The following is a 14,330-nucleotide window of genomic DNA, read 5'->3' as shown; positions in this document are numbered from 1 at the left end:
GCCCCGGCGGCCTCCTCCCCTCCCCTCCGCTTCCGCGCCCTCCCCGGCGCGGAGCCATTCCGGCCGTCCCGATGGGGCCGCCCCAACCCAAGGAGCCTTTCGATGCGCAACATCCTCCTGACCGCCGCCGCCGTGTCCGCCCTGGCCGCGCCGGCCTTCGCCCAATCCGCCGCCCCCGAGGCGCCGCGCGGCTACGGCTCGCTGGGCTACACCTATCTGGACGACGCCTACACCGGCGCCGTGACCGGCCGCCTGGGCGTGAACCTGAACCGCTATCTGGCTGTCGAGACCGAGGCCTCCGTCGGCGTGCGCGACCATGACTATGAGCTGGCCGGCGCGGACGGCACGCTGAAGCACGAATGGGACGCCGCCGGCTATGTGGTCGGCAAATATCCGATCGGCGACCGCATGGAGCTGTTCGCGCGCGGCGGCTACGGCCACACCGAGCTGAAGCAGGAGATCGCCGGCCAGACCACCGATGTCGGCGGCGACCACTGGAGCTACGGCGCCGGCGCGACCTACAATCTTGACGGCGCCAACGGCGTGCGCGCCGACTGGACCCGCCGCGACTTCGACGGCGACAGCAACGAGCTGGACAGCTACACGCTCAGCTACGTGCGCCGCTTCTGATCCCGCGATCGGGTCGGACATGAGAAGGGCGCGCTCCGCCAGGAGCGCGCCCTTTCTTCATGTCGTCGATGTCAGGCCGCGGCGTCCGCCAGGGCCCACCGCTGCGAGCCTTCGCCGAAGGGGCGGAAGAACAGGTCGCGATAGTGTTCGAACACCTCGACGATCTTTTGGCGAAGGTCGGACGGAACGACCGGTTCGCCGCGCTGACGCTTCATGGCGGCGACGCAGTCGACGATCATCGTCTGGTGGGCGGAGCCGCCCATGCTCTTAAGGACCAGGGCGATGTCCTGCGCCAGGCTGTCCAGCACATGCCTCGGGGTCTTCTGGGTCATTCGGGAACTCCCCATCGTTCTCGATATGAAACGCCTCGCAAAAACTCGCATGAAGTTCAAGCGGAGCCGCGATTTTGTGATCGTCACCACGGAGTCCGTTGAGACTCCCTTGGCGATCAGGCTTTCCGGCCCGTTAACCCCCGCGCCGCGCCTCAGCCCCGCTTCCTGACGAACACCGTGCCCGCCGAATAGCCCGCGCCGAAGCTGCAGATCAGGCCCGTCTCGCCCGGCGCGAAGCCGTCGTTGTGCAGGTGGAAGGCGATGATCGACCCGGCCGAGGAGGTGTTGGCGTAGTCGTCCAGGATGATGACGTTCTCTTCCGGCGACGGCTCGCGGCCCAGCACCTTCTTGCCGATCAGGGTGTTCATGTTGATGTTGGCCTGGTGCAGCCACAGCCGCTTCAGGCCCTGCGGCTCCAGCCCCAGCTCGCCGGCGTGATCGACGATCATGTCCGACACCATCGGCACCACGTCCTTGAACACCTTGCGGCCCTGCTGGACGAACAGCTTGTCGTTCTGCACCGCGCCGTCGAACGCCGGCGTATCCAGGTGGGCGGTGTCGCGCGCGTTGCGGTTCAGGAAGCCGAAGTTGTTGCGGATGTTGTTCGAGAACACCGTCTTCAGCCGCGTCCCCAGCACGTCCCAGCCGCCCGGCCCGGCCGTCTCCGACGATTCCACGATCACCGCCGTCGCCACGTCGCCGAAAATGAAGTGGCTGTCCCGGTCGGTGAAGTTCAGGTGCGCCGAACAGATTTCCGGATTGACCATCAGCACGGCCTTGACCGATCCGCCGGCGATGAAGTCCGCCGCCGTCTTGACGCCGAAGGTCGCCGACGAACAGGCCACGTTCATGTCGAAGGCGAAGCCCTCGATGCCCAGCGCCTGCTGCACCTCGATGGCCATGGCCGGATAGGGGCGCTGCATGTTGGACGCCGCGCACAGCACCGCCCCGATCTCGCTGACCGGCTTGCCCCAGGCCTCGATCGCCTGGCGCGCGGCCTTGACCGCCATCTCGGCCAGGATCGACAGTTCGTCGTTCGACCGCTCGGCCAGGTTCGGCGCCATGCGCGCGGGGTCGATGATCCCGGACTTGTCCAGCACATAGCGGCTCTTGATGCCCGAGGCCTTCTCGATGAACTCGACCGAGGAATGGGTCTTGGGCTCCAGCTCGCCGGCGGCGACGGCCTCGGCGTGCTCGGCGTTCCAGCCGTCGGCCCAGGCGTTGTAGGCCGTGACCAGTTCGGCGTTGGACACCGACTGTTCGGGGGTGAAGAGGCCGGTGGCGGCGATGACGGCGTGAGACACTGTTCTTTTCCTATCGCTCGGCGCGCGGCGCCTCGCTGCTTGAGGAAACGGCTTCCTATCGCGCGGCGCGCGGCGCCCGCTTCAGAAGTGCGTTTCCTATCCGAACGCGTCAATAGGACGGCGGCGGCGTCCGGTCGAGACTGGCCATCACGCCGGTCGCCCATCGACGCACCCGCCCGCGCGGCGCCGCCGGGGCCGGCTGGTCGCGCGCGGCGATCAGGGCGGCGACCAGATCCTCGGCCTCGCACGGCCAGCCCTGGGGCGTGACATAGACCGGATAGGCGATCAGCGCCGCATGGATCAGATCCTCGACCGACGCCCGGCGCGTGCGCCGCTCGAACCCCAGCCGGTCCTCCGTCAGCCCCCAGCCGGCATAGAACGGCCGCCCGTAAACCGACACGGCCTTGCCCCGCATCAACGCCTCGAACCCCGTCAGCGAGGTCAGCGTCGCCACCCGCGTGCAGGCCGCCAGGCAGTCGATGATGTCCAGCCCGTCCGCCGTCGCGTCCACCGCCGCCAGCGCCCCCGCCTCCAGCCTTCCGGGCCGGTTGCCCGCCAGCACGTCGGGATGGTTGCGATAGACCAGGAAGGCGTCCGGATGATCCGCCCGCGCCGCCGCCACCAGGGCCGAGTTGGTGTTCAGGTCCGGCGCGCAGCCCTTCAGGATCGACTTGTCGTTCTCGACCTGGCCGACGACCAGCACCACCTCGCGGTCGCTGGGCCAGCCCTCCGGCGCCCGGCCCGTCAGATTGTATTTCGACAGTCCCGCCTCGACCACGCTGCGCCCCAGCGCCGCCGCCCGCGCCCGCTGCGCCGGGCTCAACTGCGTCGTCTCGATCAGCGTCTCCAGCCGCGACGGCCGGCTCGGGTCGTAATAGACCCCCTGGTCGTCCAGGGCGACCGACAGCGCGCCGACGAAATCCGACCCCAGCCCGCGCGAGCGGATGAAGCCGTCCTCCATCCGCACCGTCGGCCCGTCGAAGTTCTCGGCCGCCCGCCGGATCGCCTCGCTCTCCTTGCCGGCCCACCAGATCAGCCGGCCGCCCGTGCGCCGGGCGTGCGCCGCCGCCGCCTTCGCCCGCCAGAAATAGCGCATCCGCGCCTTGGGCGCGTTCAGCAGCCGCCGCACCGGCGGCCGCTTGGCCGGGGCGAAGCCGACCGCCGCCCAGTCCCCCGCCAGCCGATCCGCCCGGTCCCTCAAGGCGACCAGCCGCTCCAGCGCCTCTTCCGCCTCGCAGCGCCGCCCCGTCGTCGGATCGACATAGCGGCTGTAGGCGATCAGGGCCGCGGCCGTGACCGTCTCCAGGTCCCGCGCCGCGCCGCGCCGTCCGGTGTCGACCGCATCCGTCGTCAGCCCCCATCCCGAATAGAAGGGCGCGCCGAAGCACCTGACCGGCAGCCCGCGCATCAGCGCCTCGAACCCCAGGGCCGAGGTCACGCAATAGACGGCGTCCACCGCCGCCAGCATCTCCGCCGGCCGCACGTCGGCGTCGATCAGCGTGACGCCTTCCAGATCCATGATGCAGCCCTGTTTGCGCCCCGCCGCCACGGCCGGATGCCGCTTGACGATCAGCTGCGCGTCCGGCTCGTCCCGCCGCGCCGCCCGCATCATCTCGGCGAAGCTTTCGGTCGAGGCCAGCCCATAGCCGATCGAGGCGTCGCCCAGCGTCTGGTCCACGATCAGCACCCGCCGTCCAGGCTTCAGCAGCGCCGCATCCAGCGGTCCGCCCATGTTGGTCTTGGACAGCCCGGTCTCGACGATCCGGTCGATCAGCCGTCGCGCCCGCGCCCGCACGCCTGCGTCGCACCAGGCGTCGGCCTCGACGATCAGCCGCTCCAGCCGGCTGGGCCGCGTCGCATCGTAATAGACCCCCAGGTCGTCGACGATCAGGCTCAGGCTCGTCGCCCCCGCCTCGCCGATGCCGACCGAGCGCAGAAAGCCGTCCTCCAGCGCCACATAGGGCCGGCCGGTCTTGGCCGCCCAGCGCCGCCCCGCCGCCGCCGTCGGCTTCATGCCCCAGCCCAGCACGGCCTTCACGTCTCCGCCGGGCGTCCGGCGCAGGTCGTATTCGGGCAGGAAGGCCTTCAGGAAAGGAACCCTCAGCACCCCCGGCGCGCACACCCAGGCGGGCGTCAGATACGGATTGGCGGCGTCCTGCGGCAAGGCGTGTCCCGATCGGCGAAGCGGCGATCCTTAGGACGGTTGCAAGTCCTCCGCCAGCATCCCTTCCTTATCGTCATTCCGGGGCGTCCGAAGGACGAACCCGGAACCCAGGAGGATATTTGCGGCGCCGGAAGCTCCAACATCGCGAATGCGGCCCTGGGTTCCGGGTTCCTCGCTTCGCTCAGCCCCGGAATGACGGGTATTGGTCGGGGCGTGACACGGCCGCCGTAATCGGTCATGTCCCCCGCTCGCTTTTCCGAGACCCTTCCGATGCCCTTCCCGTTCGAGATCGCCGCCGTCGAGGGCCGCGCCCGCACCGGCGTGCTGCAGACCCCGCGCGGCGACATCCGCACCCCCGCCTTCATGCCGGTCGGCACCGCCGCCACGGTCAAGGCCCTGACCGTCGATCAGGTCAAGGCGACCGGCGCCGACATCCTGTTGGGCAACACCTATCACCTGATGCTGCGCCCCGGTCCGGAGCGGATGGAGCGGCTGGGCGGCCTTCACACCTTCATGGGCTGGGACAAGCCGATCCTGACCGACTCGGGCGGCTTCCAGGTCATGTCCCTGGCCGGCATCTCCAAGCTGACCGAGAACGCCGTCACCTTCTCCAGCCACATCGACGGCTCCAAGCACGAGCTGACGCCCGAACGCTCCATCGAGATCCAGGCCGACCGCATCGGCGCCGACATCTCCATGCAGCTGGACCAGTGCGTCGCCTATCCCGCCGAGAAGGACGCGGCGAAGAAGGCGATGGAGCTGTCGATCCGCTGGGGCGCGCGCTCCAAGGCCCGCTTCGGCCAGCGCGCGACCCAGGCCCTGTTCGGCATCCAGCAGGGCTCCACCTTCGAGGACCTGCGCCGCCAGTCCTCAGAACAGCTTCAGGAGATCGGCTTCGACGGCTACGCCATCGGCGGCCTGGCCGTGGGCGAGGGCCACCAGGCCATGTGCGAGGTGCTGGACTACGCCCCCGAATTCCTGCCCGCCGACCGGCCCCGCTATCTGATGGGCGTCGGCAAGCCGGTCGACCTGGTCGAGGCGGTATATCGCGGCGTCGACATGTTCGACTGCGTCCTGCCCACCCGCGCCGGCCGCCACGGCCAGGCCTGGACCTGGGACGGCCCGCTGAACCTGAAGAACGCCCGCTTCGCCGAGGACCAGGACCCGCTGGACCCGACCCTGCCCTGCCCGGCTTCGTCCGGCTATTCCAAGGCCTATCTGCACCACCTGATCCGCGCCGACGAGATCCTCGGCAAGGTGCTGCTCAGCTGGCACAACATCGCCTTCTACCAGGCCCTCACCGCCGCCATGCGCGCCGCCATCGCCGAGAGCCGGTTCGAAGCCTTCCGCCGCGACTTCCACGCCCGGCACGCCTCGAACGGGTGACGTCGCGTCTGTCTCCCCGTCGCGCAACGACGAGAGGAGACGGCGAACCGCCCCTTTCGTCATCCTCGCCCTCGTGGCGAGGATCCAGACTCCCGGTGTCCAACGATTGGGCGCGCTGCGGCGAAACCGGGAGTCTGGATCCCAGGGACAAGCCCTGGGATGACGGGTTTGGAGGACGGCGGGAATGCGAGATTGAATCCGCTAAGTATCCTATTGCCGCTGCCTCGACCGCAACGATTCCAACGGCTTGCCGGATTCTCGCCCCCTCCAGCCCGCCTGAGCTGCAAACCGTGCCATGCTTTTCTCGTCCCGTCGCACCGGAGGGCTCGTAAGGCCTGCGACCTTGCGGCGGCGGGAGCGGAGGAAGCGGGGGCGGGTCTGCAACGACCCGCGCCGCCTCGCCGGCCGGCGCACCGGACGCGCGAGGCGGAGGGTCGAGGGGGATACTCGGCCGCACCCGGACGGGGTTTCGCAGACCCCGCCGGCCCGCCGCAGGCTTATGGGGTTAGGCGATAAGACCGCCACCACTCGGCGCCCCGAGCTTGCAGGCCAATCCTTCGCGCGGAGCGTCCAGCCTTCGTCGAAACGGTACTCACATCTCAGAACTCCGGGCGAAGGCCCGGCGCTCCGCCCAGCCCTCCTTCTCAACGCCCCGGCTCCGTCGCGGCGCGCGTCGTCGCGCCCGGGCGTCAGTGCGGCCTCGGCCGGAACCAGCTGGGCGCGGCCGGCGGGGCGCAGTTGCGCTGCATCCCGACGCCTTTCAGAAAGGCCCGGCGCATCCGGCCCGCCTGGATGGCGGCCTGGACCTGGCGGCTGTGCTGCTCGGCGCCGCTCAGGCGTCGGATCCAGCTTCGGCCCGGAATGAAGTCGGTCGTGGTGTCGCGAATGGCGTCCAGCGTCGCCTTGGCGGCCGCATCGGCGGCGCGCTCGCTGAGGTAGGAGCCGTCCTGGCGGGGCGGCTCGTCCGTGTCCGGCCCCAGCGCCTCGTCCAGGCGCGCCACCTCGGCGCCGACGGTCGTGCACTGGTTCAGATTGCGCAGGTCGTAGGGGTTCGCCTGAGCCTGCAGCAGCACGATCGGGATCGGCTGCTGGCGCAGGTTCAGGTCCTCTAACGGGGCCGAGACCGCCGCGCCGAACCCCGCGCCGACCTGCTCGACCCCGCCAATGGCGGACCGGCCGGCGTTGCAACCCGCCAGCGCCAGCGGCGCGGCCAACAGACACAGAAGGCGCTTCATGCCGGGACTTGGACCATGCCTTGGAGGCCGTTCAAAGGCGCTTGACGTCGCGCGCCATCAGCAGGGCGCCCTCCAGCCCGGCGTGCTCCAGCGCCGCCGGGACCAGATAGCCCGCCGCCCCCATCACCACGGCCGAGCCGTAGCCGGCCACGGCCCGTCGCGCGGCGGTCTCGACCTCGGCCAGCAGGCCCGGCGTCGACATGACCCCGCCGCCGAACACGATCCGGTCCGGCGCCCAGGCGAAGACCAGCGCCGCCACCAGCTGGCCCAGATAGTCGGCCACGAAACCCCGCACCCCGGGCGCCGCTTCCAGCCGCCGTCCGGCCAGCCGCGCCTGGACCGCCGGTCCCGCGGCCAGGCCTTCGACGCAATCGTCGTGAAAGGGGCAGGCGCTGGCCTGGGCGTCGCCGGGCGCCCGGCGCACGGACAGATGGCCGATCTCGGGGTGCAGCGCCCCCTTCAGCGTACGGCCGTCCACGACCAGCCCGCCGCCGACGCCGGTTCCGACCGTCACATAGGCGACCGCCCGCGCGCCTCGGCCTGCGCCCAGCGCCGCCTCGGCCCGCGCCGCCGCATTGACGTCGGTGTCGACCGCATAGGGCGCGTCCAGCCGTTCGGACAGGGCGCGCGCCAGGTTGAAGCCGGCCCATCCCGGCTTGGGCGTCGGCAGCATCCGGCCGTAATCGTCCGACGCCGGGTCCGCGATCACCGGCCCGAAACTGGCCACGCCCAGCGCCGCGACCTCGCGATCGGCCACGGCGGCGACCAGCTGCTCCGCCGCGTCCTCGGGCCGGCCGGTGGGAAAGCGTCCCTCGTCCAGCGCGACGCCCGACGCATCGGCGATGCGCCAGACGATCTTGGTCCCGCCCGTCTCGACCGCGAGGAAGACAGGCTGGCTCATGGGCGCTCCGATGACGGGAGGAATGGTACGTCCCCTGGGACTCGAACCCAGGACCCCCTGATTAAAAGTCAGGTGCTCTAACCAGCTGAGCTAGGGACGCGCCGTCTGAAATCAACGGGTTAGCTGGACCCGCTGGAAACCGGTTTGTCGTCGGTTTGTGCGGCGGGTTTCTGGTTCATTCTGGATAGCAGGTCAAGGGCCACGGCGTCACCCGAAACATACTTCGTCAGCAGGGCGTCAACGGCGGCCTCGGCCCAGCCCATGATCTTCGCGATGTCGCGCTTCGGAGAGCCCGCGATGAACAGCCGTGTCGCCGCCGTTCCCCGGAGGTCGTGGAAGTGCAAACCGGTCAGCCCAGCTTCTGCCTTCGCCTTACCGAACATCGTCTTGAAGCCGTCTCGGGTCCACGGCTTGCCGCGCGAGTTGGTCAGCACGACCAGGGCCTTCTTCGGCATGGTGGAAAGGATCGCCTTGGCTTCCGGGGTGAGAGGAACGACGACCTGACGCCCGCGCTTCGACGTGCGCCAGACGATTCCATGATCACCAACGGCGCCCCACGGCAGATTGATTAGATCGCCCATGCGAAGGCCGGTCTCAGCCGCCAGTCTCACGGCGATCCCTATTTCTCGGCTGGCAACGGCGAGCAGCTTTTCCAGATCCGATGCGGTCCAGATCACGTCCGACCGATCCGCATTGTAGAGGCGTTCAACATCCTCGGTCGGGCGAGCCTGGGTCATGCCCCGACCCCGCGCCCATTTGAACAGGCGCCCGACGCTCTGCATGGCGTAGTCGGCTGCGCGCGGCTTGGCGGCCCATTGATCGCGCCATTCGAGAAGCGCCACCTTGGCCTCTGGATGATCGAAGGCCGCGACCGTCATTTCCCCGAACTCGCCTTCGAAGCTGGTCAGGTATCGGGTATATTCGGCCTGACTGGACGGAGCGATTTTCGCCCACTCCGGCGAGGCCTTGAAAGCGTAAATCAGCCCGCGAACGAACCGCTTGTCGTCGGTTCGGCGGATCGGCCGGCGCGATTCCTCGATCTTGGTCGAGACGCCGGGTTCCCCCAGGGCTTCCTCCATCGCCCGGTTCGCCGCGACAAGGCTCCCGCCTTCAGCCCTCGCCACCAGAGGCCCGCCACGGAACGCATAGGCATAGATCGCCACACGCCCGCCGCTGAGCCTCTTAGTGGCCTTGTGTAGTCCGCTGAGCCTTGCGCGCACGATATTGGTTCCAAGCCGTCCCGGCGGCATCTGCGCCTTCATTGTCGTTCGAGGTCAAGAGCCGGATCGAGCCGTCAGGCGCCACGGCGATCTCCGTGACCTTCAGCCCCAGCTTCTGGACCGTGCGGATCATCTTGCTGATCGACGGGCGCGCGCTCACGTTCCTGTCTCCTTCTGGACGCGCGAGATCAGTGCCAGAACGGCTTGCTCGGGGGTGTCGCCCTCGCCCCCATATTCACCGCTCGCCTCGCCAAGCATGACGAATTGAGCGCAAGGGTTTTTCATCTCTGCGGACCATTTCGGCCCCGCCCCGTCCACATAGAACAGTGCAAAGTCGCTGTTCTCGCCCGCAGGGACCAGAGCGATGGCCGTTTCGATCAGCGTCTTAAGGTCGCTCACGTTCCTGTCTCCGAAGGGGGTTGTTCGGCCTCCCATCCCTGATGCATGGCGATCATGGCCATCAGCAGCGGGCGCATACGCCAGTTGATGTCGTTCCTCACGGTGTTGACCAGGCTCGTCTCCCAAATCTTGGAGGTGCGAGCCTTGTCTGACAGCATGTGTGGATACATCGTCTTCAGGTGGTTGACCGCCTCTCGACCGATGTTGCGCGCCATCTCATCGAACAGCCGACGCGCCTTCTGCTCTTGGGTTTCCCCGATGACGACGGGGATTGTGGTCAGTTCACCCACGGCCTTCCTCCTTAGGAGCGGGAGGGGCGTCTTGATTCCAGATGCGCTGCATCGCCTCGTGGGCTTTGCGACGGCTCTCCAGATACTTGGCTTCTCGCTCCTCAGAGACTTCGCCCTCGCCGTGGCAGACTGGGCAGTCGCGTTCGCCGTAGTTGTCGCAGACGCAGAGATCACCACCACAGTGGCAATCAACCGTTCCGTCGCCCAAACAGCGAGGGCAGATCACGCCGTCGCGGTCGTCGTCGTACTCGTCCACGTCCATCACGCCCTCCCCAGCTTGGCCAGGAAGGCGTCAGCATCCTCTTCGCCCTCCTCGTAAGGCAGTTCGCCTCCGGTCTCGTATTCGATCCAGTCACAGAGGCGCTTGATGTGCCCCACGGCCTCTTCAAGCAGGGGGTCGGGGGATGCGGGGGCGGCTGCGATCATGGCGCGGTAGATCTTGTGGAGACCGGGCCAGTTCTTTGGCAGCGCGTTTCTAGAAAGAAGCACAGCGGCAGCATTCAGCATCTCCTCAGTCGGCTCTCGCGGCACCACGACAGTCTCCTGCGAGTTGTGCGGCATCGTTCCATCCCACTGGCTCATTCCCCCTCTCCTTCCGACGCGGGGCCGGGCTGCGAGAGGGCGGCAACCCGCTCGGCGAGCGTCAACCAGCGCCCTTTATCGCCGTCAGCGCGGCATGGAGCGCCTGCGCGGTCGAGAGCATCTTCCACGTCTTGGAAGGTGGAGTCGTCCATCGTTCCGCCCGGCAAGGCGCGGAGAAAGTCGGGCTTAAGCTCGACCTCTCCACCCCCTGCAACAACAGGTCTGGGCTGCGCTCGACGCCGCGAAGGCCGCCGAGGAACTGGCGGCGGCTCAGGAAGCCGAAGCCGAGGCCGCGCGCCAACTCGCCGAGCAACGGCGTGATCTGGAAATCCGGCTTATGGAAGCGCAAGGCATGGCGACCGAGGCCCTGGCGGCGAGGCGTGAACTGGAGATCGCCGCCCTCGACGAGAGCCTTCGTCCCCTGATGCGGATGATCTACGCGGCCGAAGACCTGGCGGAGGCGAACGCCGCCGCCGCTCAGGCTGCGGAGGAAGCCGCCGAAGCCGCCCGCCAGTTGGCTGACACCCGCCGGTCGATGGAAATCGACCTGATGGAGGCCCTGGGTCAGTCCAGCGAAGCGCTCGCGGCCCGTCGTCAGATGGAGCTTGAGGCGCTGGACCCGGCCCTTCGCGCTCTGCAACAGCAGATTTGGGCTGCACAGGACGCGGCCGCCGCGAATGAGGCGCTGGCCCAAGCACAGCAGGAAGCAGCCGACCGAGCCGCCGAAATCGCTCGCCAACGCCGTGACCTCGAAATCCAACTCATGGAGGCAACTGGCGATGCGGCCGGCGCGCTTGCCGCCCGTCGTGCGGACGAACTCGCCGCCATGGACGAGACCCTACGCGGTCTCCAGCAATCGGTCTGGGCCGCTCAGGATGCGGCCGCTGCCGCCGAAGCCGCCCGCCAGGCCCGGGAGGAACGCCAGCAACGGGCCATGGACGCGGTGAACGCCGCCCGCGACGCCCTGACCGCCTCCTATGAGCGGGAAGCCGGGGCCCTTCAGGAGACCATCGACAAGTTCGGCGGTTTCGGTGACAGCCTGCGCGCCTTCCGCAAGGATCTGGAGGGGCTGAGCGGAACCGGGTCGTCCTACGCCGGCGCACGGGCTGAGTTCGAACGGGTCGCGGCTCTGGCCCGCACGGGCAACGCCGATGCGCTGGGCTCGCTCCAGGGCGTGTCTCAGACCTATCTGGACGCCGCGCTTCAGAATGCCGGGTCGGCTCTCGAATATCAGCGCATCCTGGCCAGCGTCATGGGCGCCGTCGACGGGGCCATCGGTGCGGCGGATGGGCAGAAGTCCCTCGCCGAACAGCAACTCGCCGCCTTAGATGCCCAGGTCTCGGGTCTGATCACGGTCAACGAGAGCGTCCTGTCGGTCGTGGACGCCATCGAAGCCCTGAACGAGGCCCTGACCGGGGCCCGCCGTGCCGGCGTCCGTCAGTTCGCCACAGGCGGTGTCTTCGGCTCCCCGACCTACTTCGACATGGGACAAATGGCCGAAGACGGGCCGGAAGCGATCCTGCCGCTGGCGCGCACGTCTGCCGGCCTCGGGGTCTATGCCGTCAACGACAACGGTTCGATGGACGAGGTTGTCGCTGAACTGCGAGCCGTCAGGGCGGAACTGGCGGACATCAAGGCCGCGACGACCCAGACCGGCGTCAACACCGGGCAGATGAAGCGGAAGATGGACCGCCAGGAAGTCGATGGCGTCTATGTCCGCGGCCCCGCCCCCGGCGATCCTGTTGAGACGGTAGCTGCCTGATGAAGATCATTCGTCCGATCGCCATCACGGCGGCGAGCCTAGTCAGCAGCGACGTCCCCGAGGATGAAGCCGTCTATTCGGCCGGCACGACCTATGCCCAGGGCGATCTGGTCCGGGGCAACACCTCCGACACCGAACACACCGTCTATGAGAGCCAGGCGGACGCCAACACGGGCAACGCCCTCACGGACACCTCCAAATGGCTGCTGGCGGGCGCGACCAACCGATTCCGCATGTTCGACGCCATCGTCCAGGCGCAGACCACGAACCCCGACGAGATCGAAGTCACCTTCTCAACGACGAGCCGGGTCGACAGCATTGCCCTGCTGAACCTGTCGGCGGGCTCGGTCCAGGTCGTGGTCGATGATCCCTCGGATGGGGTCGTCTACGACGAGACCTACGAACTGGTCAGCACCGACGGCATCGTCGACTGGTACAGCTACTTCTTCGAGCCTATCGAGCGGCGTTCCGATCTGGTCCTGACCGATCTGCCGCCCTACGCCGGGACCGAAATCACCGTTACCCTGTCGTCGCCTGGAAACACGGTCGCCATCGGCGAACTGGTCGCTGGCCTGTCCCGTGAACTCGGGGACGCCAGTTATGGCGCCAGCGTCGGTATCCTCGACTTCAGCCTGAAGGAGCGGGACACCTTCGGCAATGTCCGAGTGGTGGAGCGGGCCTACAGCAAGCGGGCGAACTTCACCCTCTACATGGATGCCGGGATGACGGACGACGTGGTTCGCATCCTGTCCCGCTACCGCGCCACCCCGGCCGTCTATGTGGCGGCGGGGAACTACGACAGCACCACTATCTACGGCTACTTCCGCGACTTCTCCGTCGAGATCGCAGGGCCGAACCATTCCGTCTGCTCACTGGAGCTGGAGGGCCTTACCTGATGCCTGCACCCACGATTTCCGACCTTCCGACACCGCCTTCGCGGGGCGACGCGCCCGACGTCTTCGCCAGCCGTGCGGACGCCTTTCTTGGCGCCCTGCCGAACTTTGCCGACGAGACGAATGCCGTCGGTGCCTACGTGGACGACAAGGCCGACGAGATCGAAAACATCGTGGCCAACGCCGGCTACGTCGGAACGTCAACCTCGACGGTGACCCTTGGGACCGGCTCCAAGTCGTTCACGACCCAAGCAGACCTGGCCTATATCCCCGGCGTCTACGTCGCGGTCGTGGACAGCACGGCGCCGACTGTGAACTCCATGATCGGCGTGGTGACGGCTTACAACGGCGACACCGGCGCCCTGACCATCAACTCGCTGCTGTCCAAGGGAACGGGTGACGTCTCGACCTGGGCCATCAGTTTGTCGGGGCCGCCGGGATCGGACGCCACTGTCACCAAGTCCGCGGTCGAGGCCGCTGTAGGTGGTCCGGTCGCCCTTCGCACCGACACGACCGTCACCATCTCTGGCACGACGCATACGCTGGACGAAGCCGACAACGGCAAGGTCCATCGGTTCACCTCCTCGACGGCCGTGACGATCACGATGCCGAATAGCCTCTCTGAGGGATGGAACGCGATCTGGCGTCAAGTTGGGGCGGGGCAACTGACCTTTTCGACGGGCTCTGGCGCCACGCGGCGCAATCGCTTGGGTCATACCAAGTCGGCAGGCCAATATGCCGAAGGAGCGCTCGCAGTGGATAGCAATTCCGGTGGCGCCTCGGCTGTGTATTACTTTAGCGGGGATACCGCGCCATGAGCCGGCTAACCCGACGTGGCGTCATTGGCGCGGCCTTTCTCGCCGCCCCCGGCCAAGTCGATTTGGCGGCCGGCACCACCTCTTGGGTCGTGCCGGAAGGCGTCTACTCCATCAGCATCGTCGCTGTTGGCGGCGGAGGCGCGGGCGCTCGCGTCTCAAATCCGGCTGTCACCCCGTCCGGCGGCGGCGGTGGTGGAGAGTTGCGATACCGAAACGCGGTGACCGTCACACCGGGTGAAACCCTGTCCGTCAGGGTGCCGTACGACATCGGGACCCTCAATTCCGAGACTGTCGGCAGCACGAACGTTTCGACTTACTTGAAGCGGGGCGCCACCACTCTCATCGAGGCGATGCCTGGACAGGGCGGCCGCTTGGATGGAGTTCGGGCGAACGGCGGCACGGGCGGCTCTGGCG

General features: G+C 68.0%; 17 protein-coding genes and 1 tRNA gene. 5 read left to right on the top strand and 13 right to left on the bottom strand.

Annotated elements, in window-relative coordinates; translation table 11 throughout:
- The first annotated feature begins 102 nt into the window (after window positions 1-102).
- Entirely contained in the window at window positions 103-630 is a 528-nt protein-coding gene (locus M8231_RS02805) for a porin family protein (RefSeq protein ID WP_249751269.1), read from the top strand.
- 71 nt (window positions 631-701) lie between these two features.
- Here M8231_RS02805 and M8231_RS02800 read toward each other — a convergent pair whose 3' ends face one another.
- The 3 genes from M8231_RS02800 to M8231_RS02790 all read right to left on the bottom strand — a co-directional run bounded on the left by M8231_RS02800 (window position 702) and on the right by M8231_RS02790 (window position 4,430).
- Window positions 702-962: a hypothetical protein gene (locus M8231_RS02800; protein ID WP_250202205.1), complete on the bottom strand. Its 261-nt coding sequence runs from the start codon at window positions 960-962 to the stop codon at window positions 702-704.
- A gap of 152 nt (window positions 963-1,114) precedes the next feature.
- Window positions 1,115-2,266: a beta-ketoacyl-ACP synthase III gene (locus M8231_RS02795; protein WP_249751271.1), complete on the bottom strand. Its 1,152-nt coding sequence runs from the start codon at window positions 2,264-2,266 to the stop codon at window positions 1,115-1,117.
- Window positions 2,267-2,375: 109 nt separating this feature from the next.
- Window positions 2,376-4,430 carry a capsule polysaccharide biogenesis protein gene (locus M8231_RS02790; RefSeq protein ID WP_250202204.1) on the bottom strand — a complete coding sequence of 685 codons (2,055 nt, stop codon included), beginning with the start codon at window positions 4,428-4,430 and terminating at the stop codon, window positions 2,376-2,378.
- A 270-nt stretch (window positions 4,431-4,700) separates the two neighbouring features.
- On the opposite strand from M8231_RS02790, the gene tgt reads away from it, so the two are divergent.
- Window positions 4,701-5,816 (top strand): tRNA guanosine(34) transglycosylase Tgt, encoded by a 1,116-nt coding sequence (gene tgt / locus M8231_RS02785; RefSeq protein WP_250202203.1) that lies wholly within the window; start codon window positions 4,701-4,703, stop codon window positions 5,814-5,816.
- A gap of 689 nt (window positions 5,817-6,505) precedes the next feature.
- Here tgt and M8231_RS02780 read toward each other — a convergent pair.
- The 10 genes from M8231_RS02780 to M8231_RS02735 all read right to left on the bottom strand — a co-directional run bounded on the left by M8231_RS02780 (window position 6,506) and on the right by M8231_RS02735 (window position 10,792).
- Window positions 6,506-7,051, bottom strand: coding sequence for a hypothetical protein (locus tag M8231_RS02780; protein WP_249751274.1), 546 nt, complete (start codon window positions 7,049-7,051; stop codon window positions 6,506-6,508).
- 31 nt (window positions 7,052-7,082) lie between these two features.
- Window positions 7,083-7,952, bottom strand: a complete 870-nt coding sequence (locus M8231_RS02775; RefSeq protein ID WP_249751275.1) for an ROK family protein — start codon at window positions 7,950-7,952, stop codon at window positions 7,083-7,085.
- Between the two features lie 23 nt (window positions 7,953-7,975).
- Window positions 7,976-8,052, bottom strand: a tRNA-Lys gene (locus tag M8231_RS02770).
- A gap of 19 nt (window positions 8,053-8,071) precedes the next feature.
- The gene (locus M8231_RS02765; protein ID WP_250202202.1) at window positions 8,072-9,115 is read right to left on the bottom strand and encodes a tyrosine-type recombinase/integrase; all 1,044 of its coding nucleotides are present in this window, start codon (window positions 9,113-9,115) and stop codon (window positions 8,072-8,074) included.
- A 19-nt stretch (window positions 9,116-9,134) separates the two neighbouring features.
- Complete coding sequence (locus M8231_RS02760) at window positions 9,135-9,332, bottom strand: hypothetical protein (RefSeq protein WP_250202201.1); 198 nt, start codon at window positions 9,330-9,332, stop codon at window positions 9,135-9,137.
- Window positions 9,329-9,571: a hypothetical protein gene (locus tag M8231_RS02755; RefSeq protein ID WP_250202200.1), complete on the bottom strand. Its 243-nt coding sequence runs from the start codon at window positions 9,569-9,571 to the stop codon at window positions 9,329-9,331. Before M8231_RS02755 ends, M8231_RS02760 begins: the two co-directional genes overlap by 4 nt.
- On the bottom strand, window positions 9,568-9,861 hold the full coding sequence (locus M8231_RS02750; protein WP_250202199.1) for a hypothetical protein: 294 nt from the start codon (window positions 9,859-9,861) through the stop codon (window positions 9,568-9,570). Before M8231_RS02750 ends, M8231_RS02755 begins: the two co-directional genes overlap by 4 nt.
- Window positions 9,854-10,123 (bottom strand): hypothetical protein, encoded by a 270-nt coding sequence (locus M8231_RS02745; protein WP_250202198.1) that lies wholly within the window; start codon window positions 10,121-10,123, stop codon window positions 9,854-9,856. The genes M8231_RS02750 and M8231_RS02745 overlap by 8 nt, the downstream gene beginning before the upstream one ends.
- Window positions 10,123-10,443: a hypothetical protein gene (locus M8231_RS02740; protein ID WP_250202197.1), complete on the bottom strand. Its 321-nt coding sequence runs from the start codon at window positions 10,441-10,443 to the stop codon at window positions 10,123-10,125. The genes M8231_RS02745 and M8231_RS02740 overlap by 1 nt, the downstream gene beginning before the upstream one ends.
- A 61-nt stretch (window positions 10,444-10,504) precedes the next feature.
- Window positions 10,505-10,792 carry a hypothetical protein gene (locus tag M8231_RS02735; protein WP_250202196.1) on the bottom strand — a complete coding sequence of 96 codons (288 nt, stop codon included), beginning with the start codon at window positions 10,790-10,792 and terminating at the stop codon, window positions 10,505-10,507.
- Window positions 10,793-10,873: 81 nt separating this feature from the next.
- Between M8231_RS02735 and M8231_RS02730 the strand changes: the two genes are divergently transcribed.
- Genes M8231_RS02730 through M8231_RS02720 form a run of 3 tightly spaced genes read left to right on the top strand, consistent with a single transcriptional unit; the run spans window position 10,874 to window position 13,916 of the window.
- The gene (locus tag M8231_RS02730; RefSeq protein WP_250202195.1) at window positions 10,874-12,205 is read left to right on the top strand and encodes a hypothetical protein; all 1,332 of its coding nucleotides are present in this window, start codon (window positions 10,874-10,876) and stop codon (window positions 12,203-12,205) included.
- Complete coding sequence (locus M8231_RS02725; RefSeq protein WP_250202194.1) at window positions 12,205-13,101, top strand: hypothetical protein; 897 nt, start codon at window positions 12,205-12,207, stop codon at window positions 13,099-13,101. Before M8231_RS02730 ends, M8231_RS02725 begins: the two co-directional genes overlap by 1 nt.
- Entirely contained in the window at window positions 13,101-13,916 is an 816-nt protein-coding gene (locus tag M8231_RS02720) for a hypothetical protein (RefSeq protein ID WP_250202193.1), read from the top strand. Before M8231_RS02725 ends, M8231_RS02720 begins: the two co-directional genes overlap by 1 nt.
- Window positions 13,917-14,330: the final 414 nt, after the last annotated feature.

Source organism: Brevundimonas albigilva (assembly GCF_023573565.1).
Classification (GTDB): domain Bacteria; phylum Pseudomonadota; class Alphaproteobacteria; order Caulobacterales; family Caulobacteraceae; genus Brevundimonas; species Brevundimonas albigilva.
Note: the sequence above shows the minus strand (reverse complement) of the source record. Positions and strands in the feature narration are given on the sequence as shown.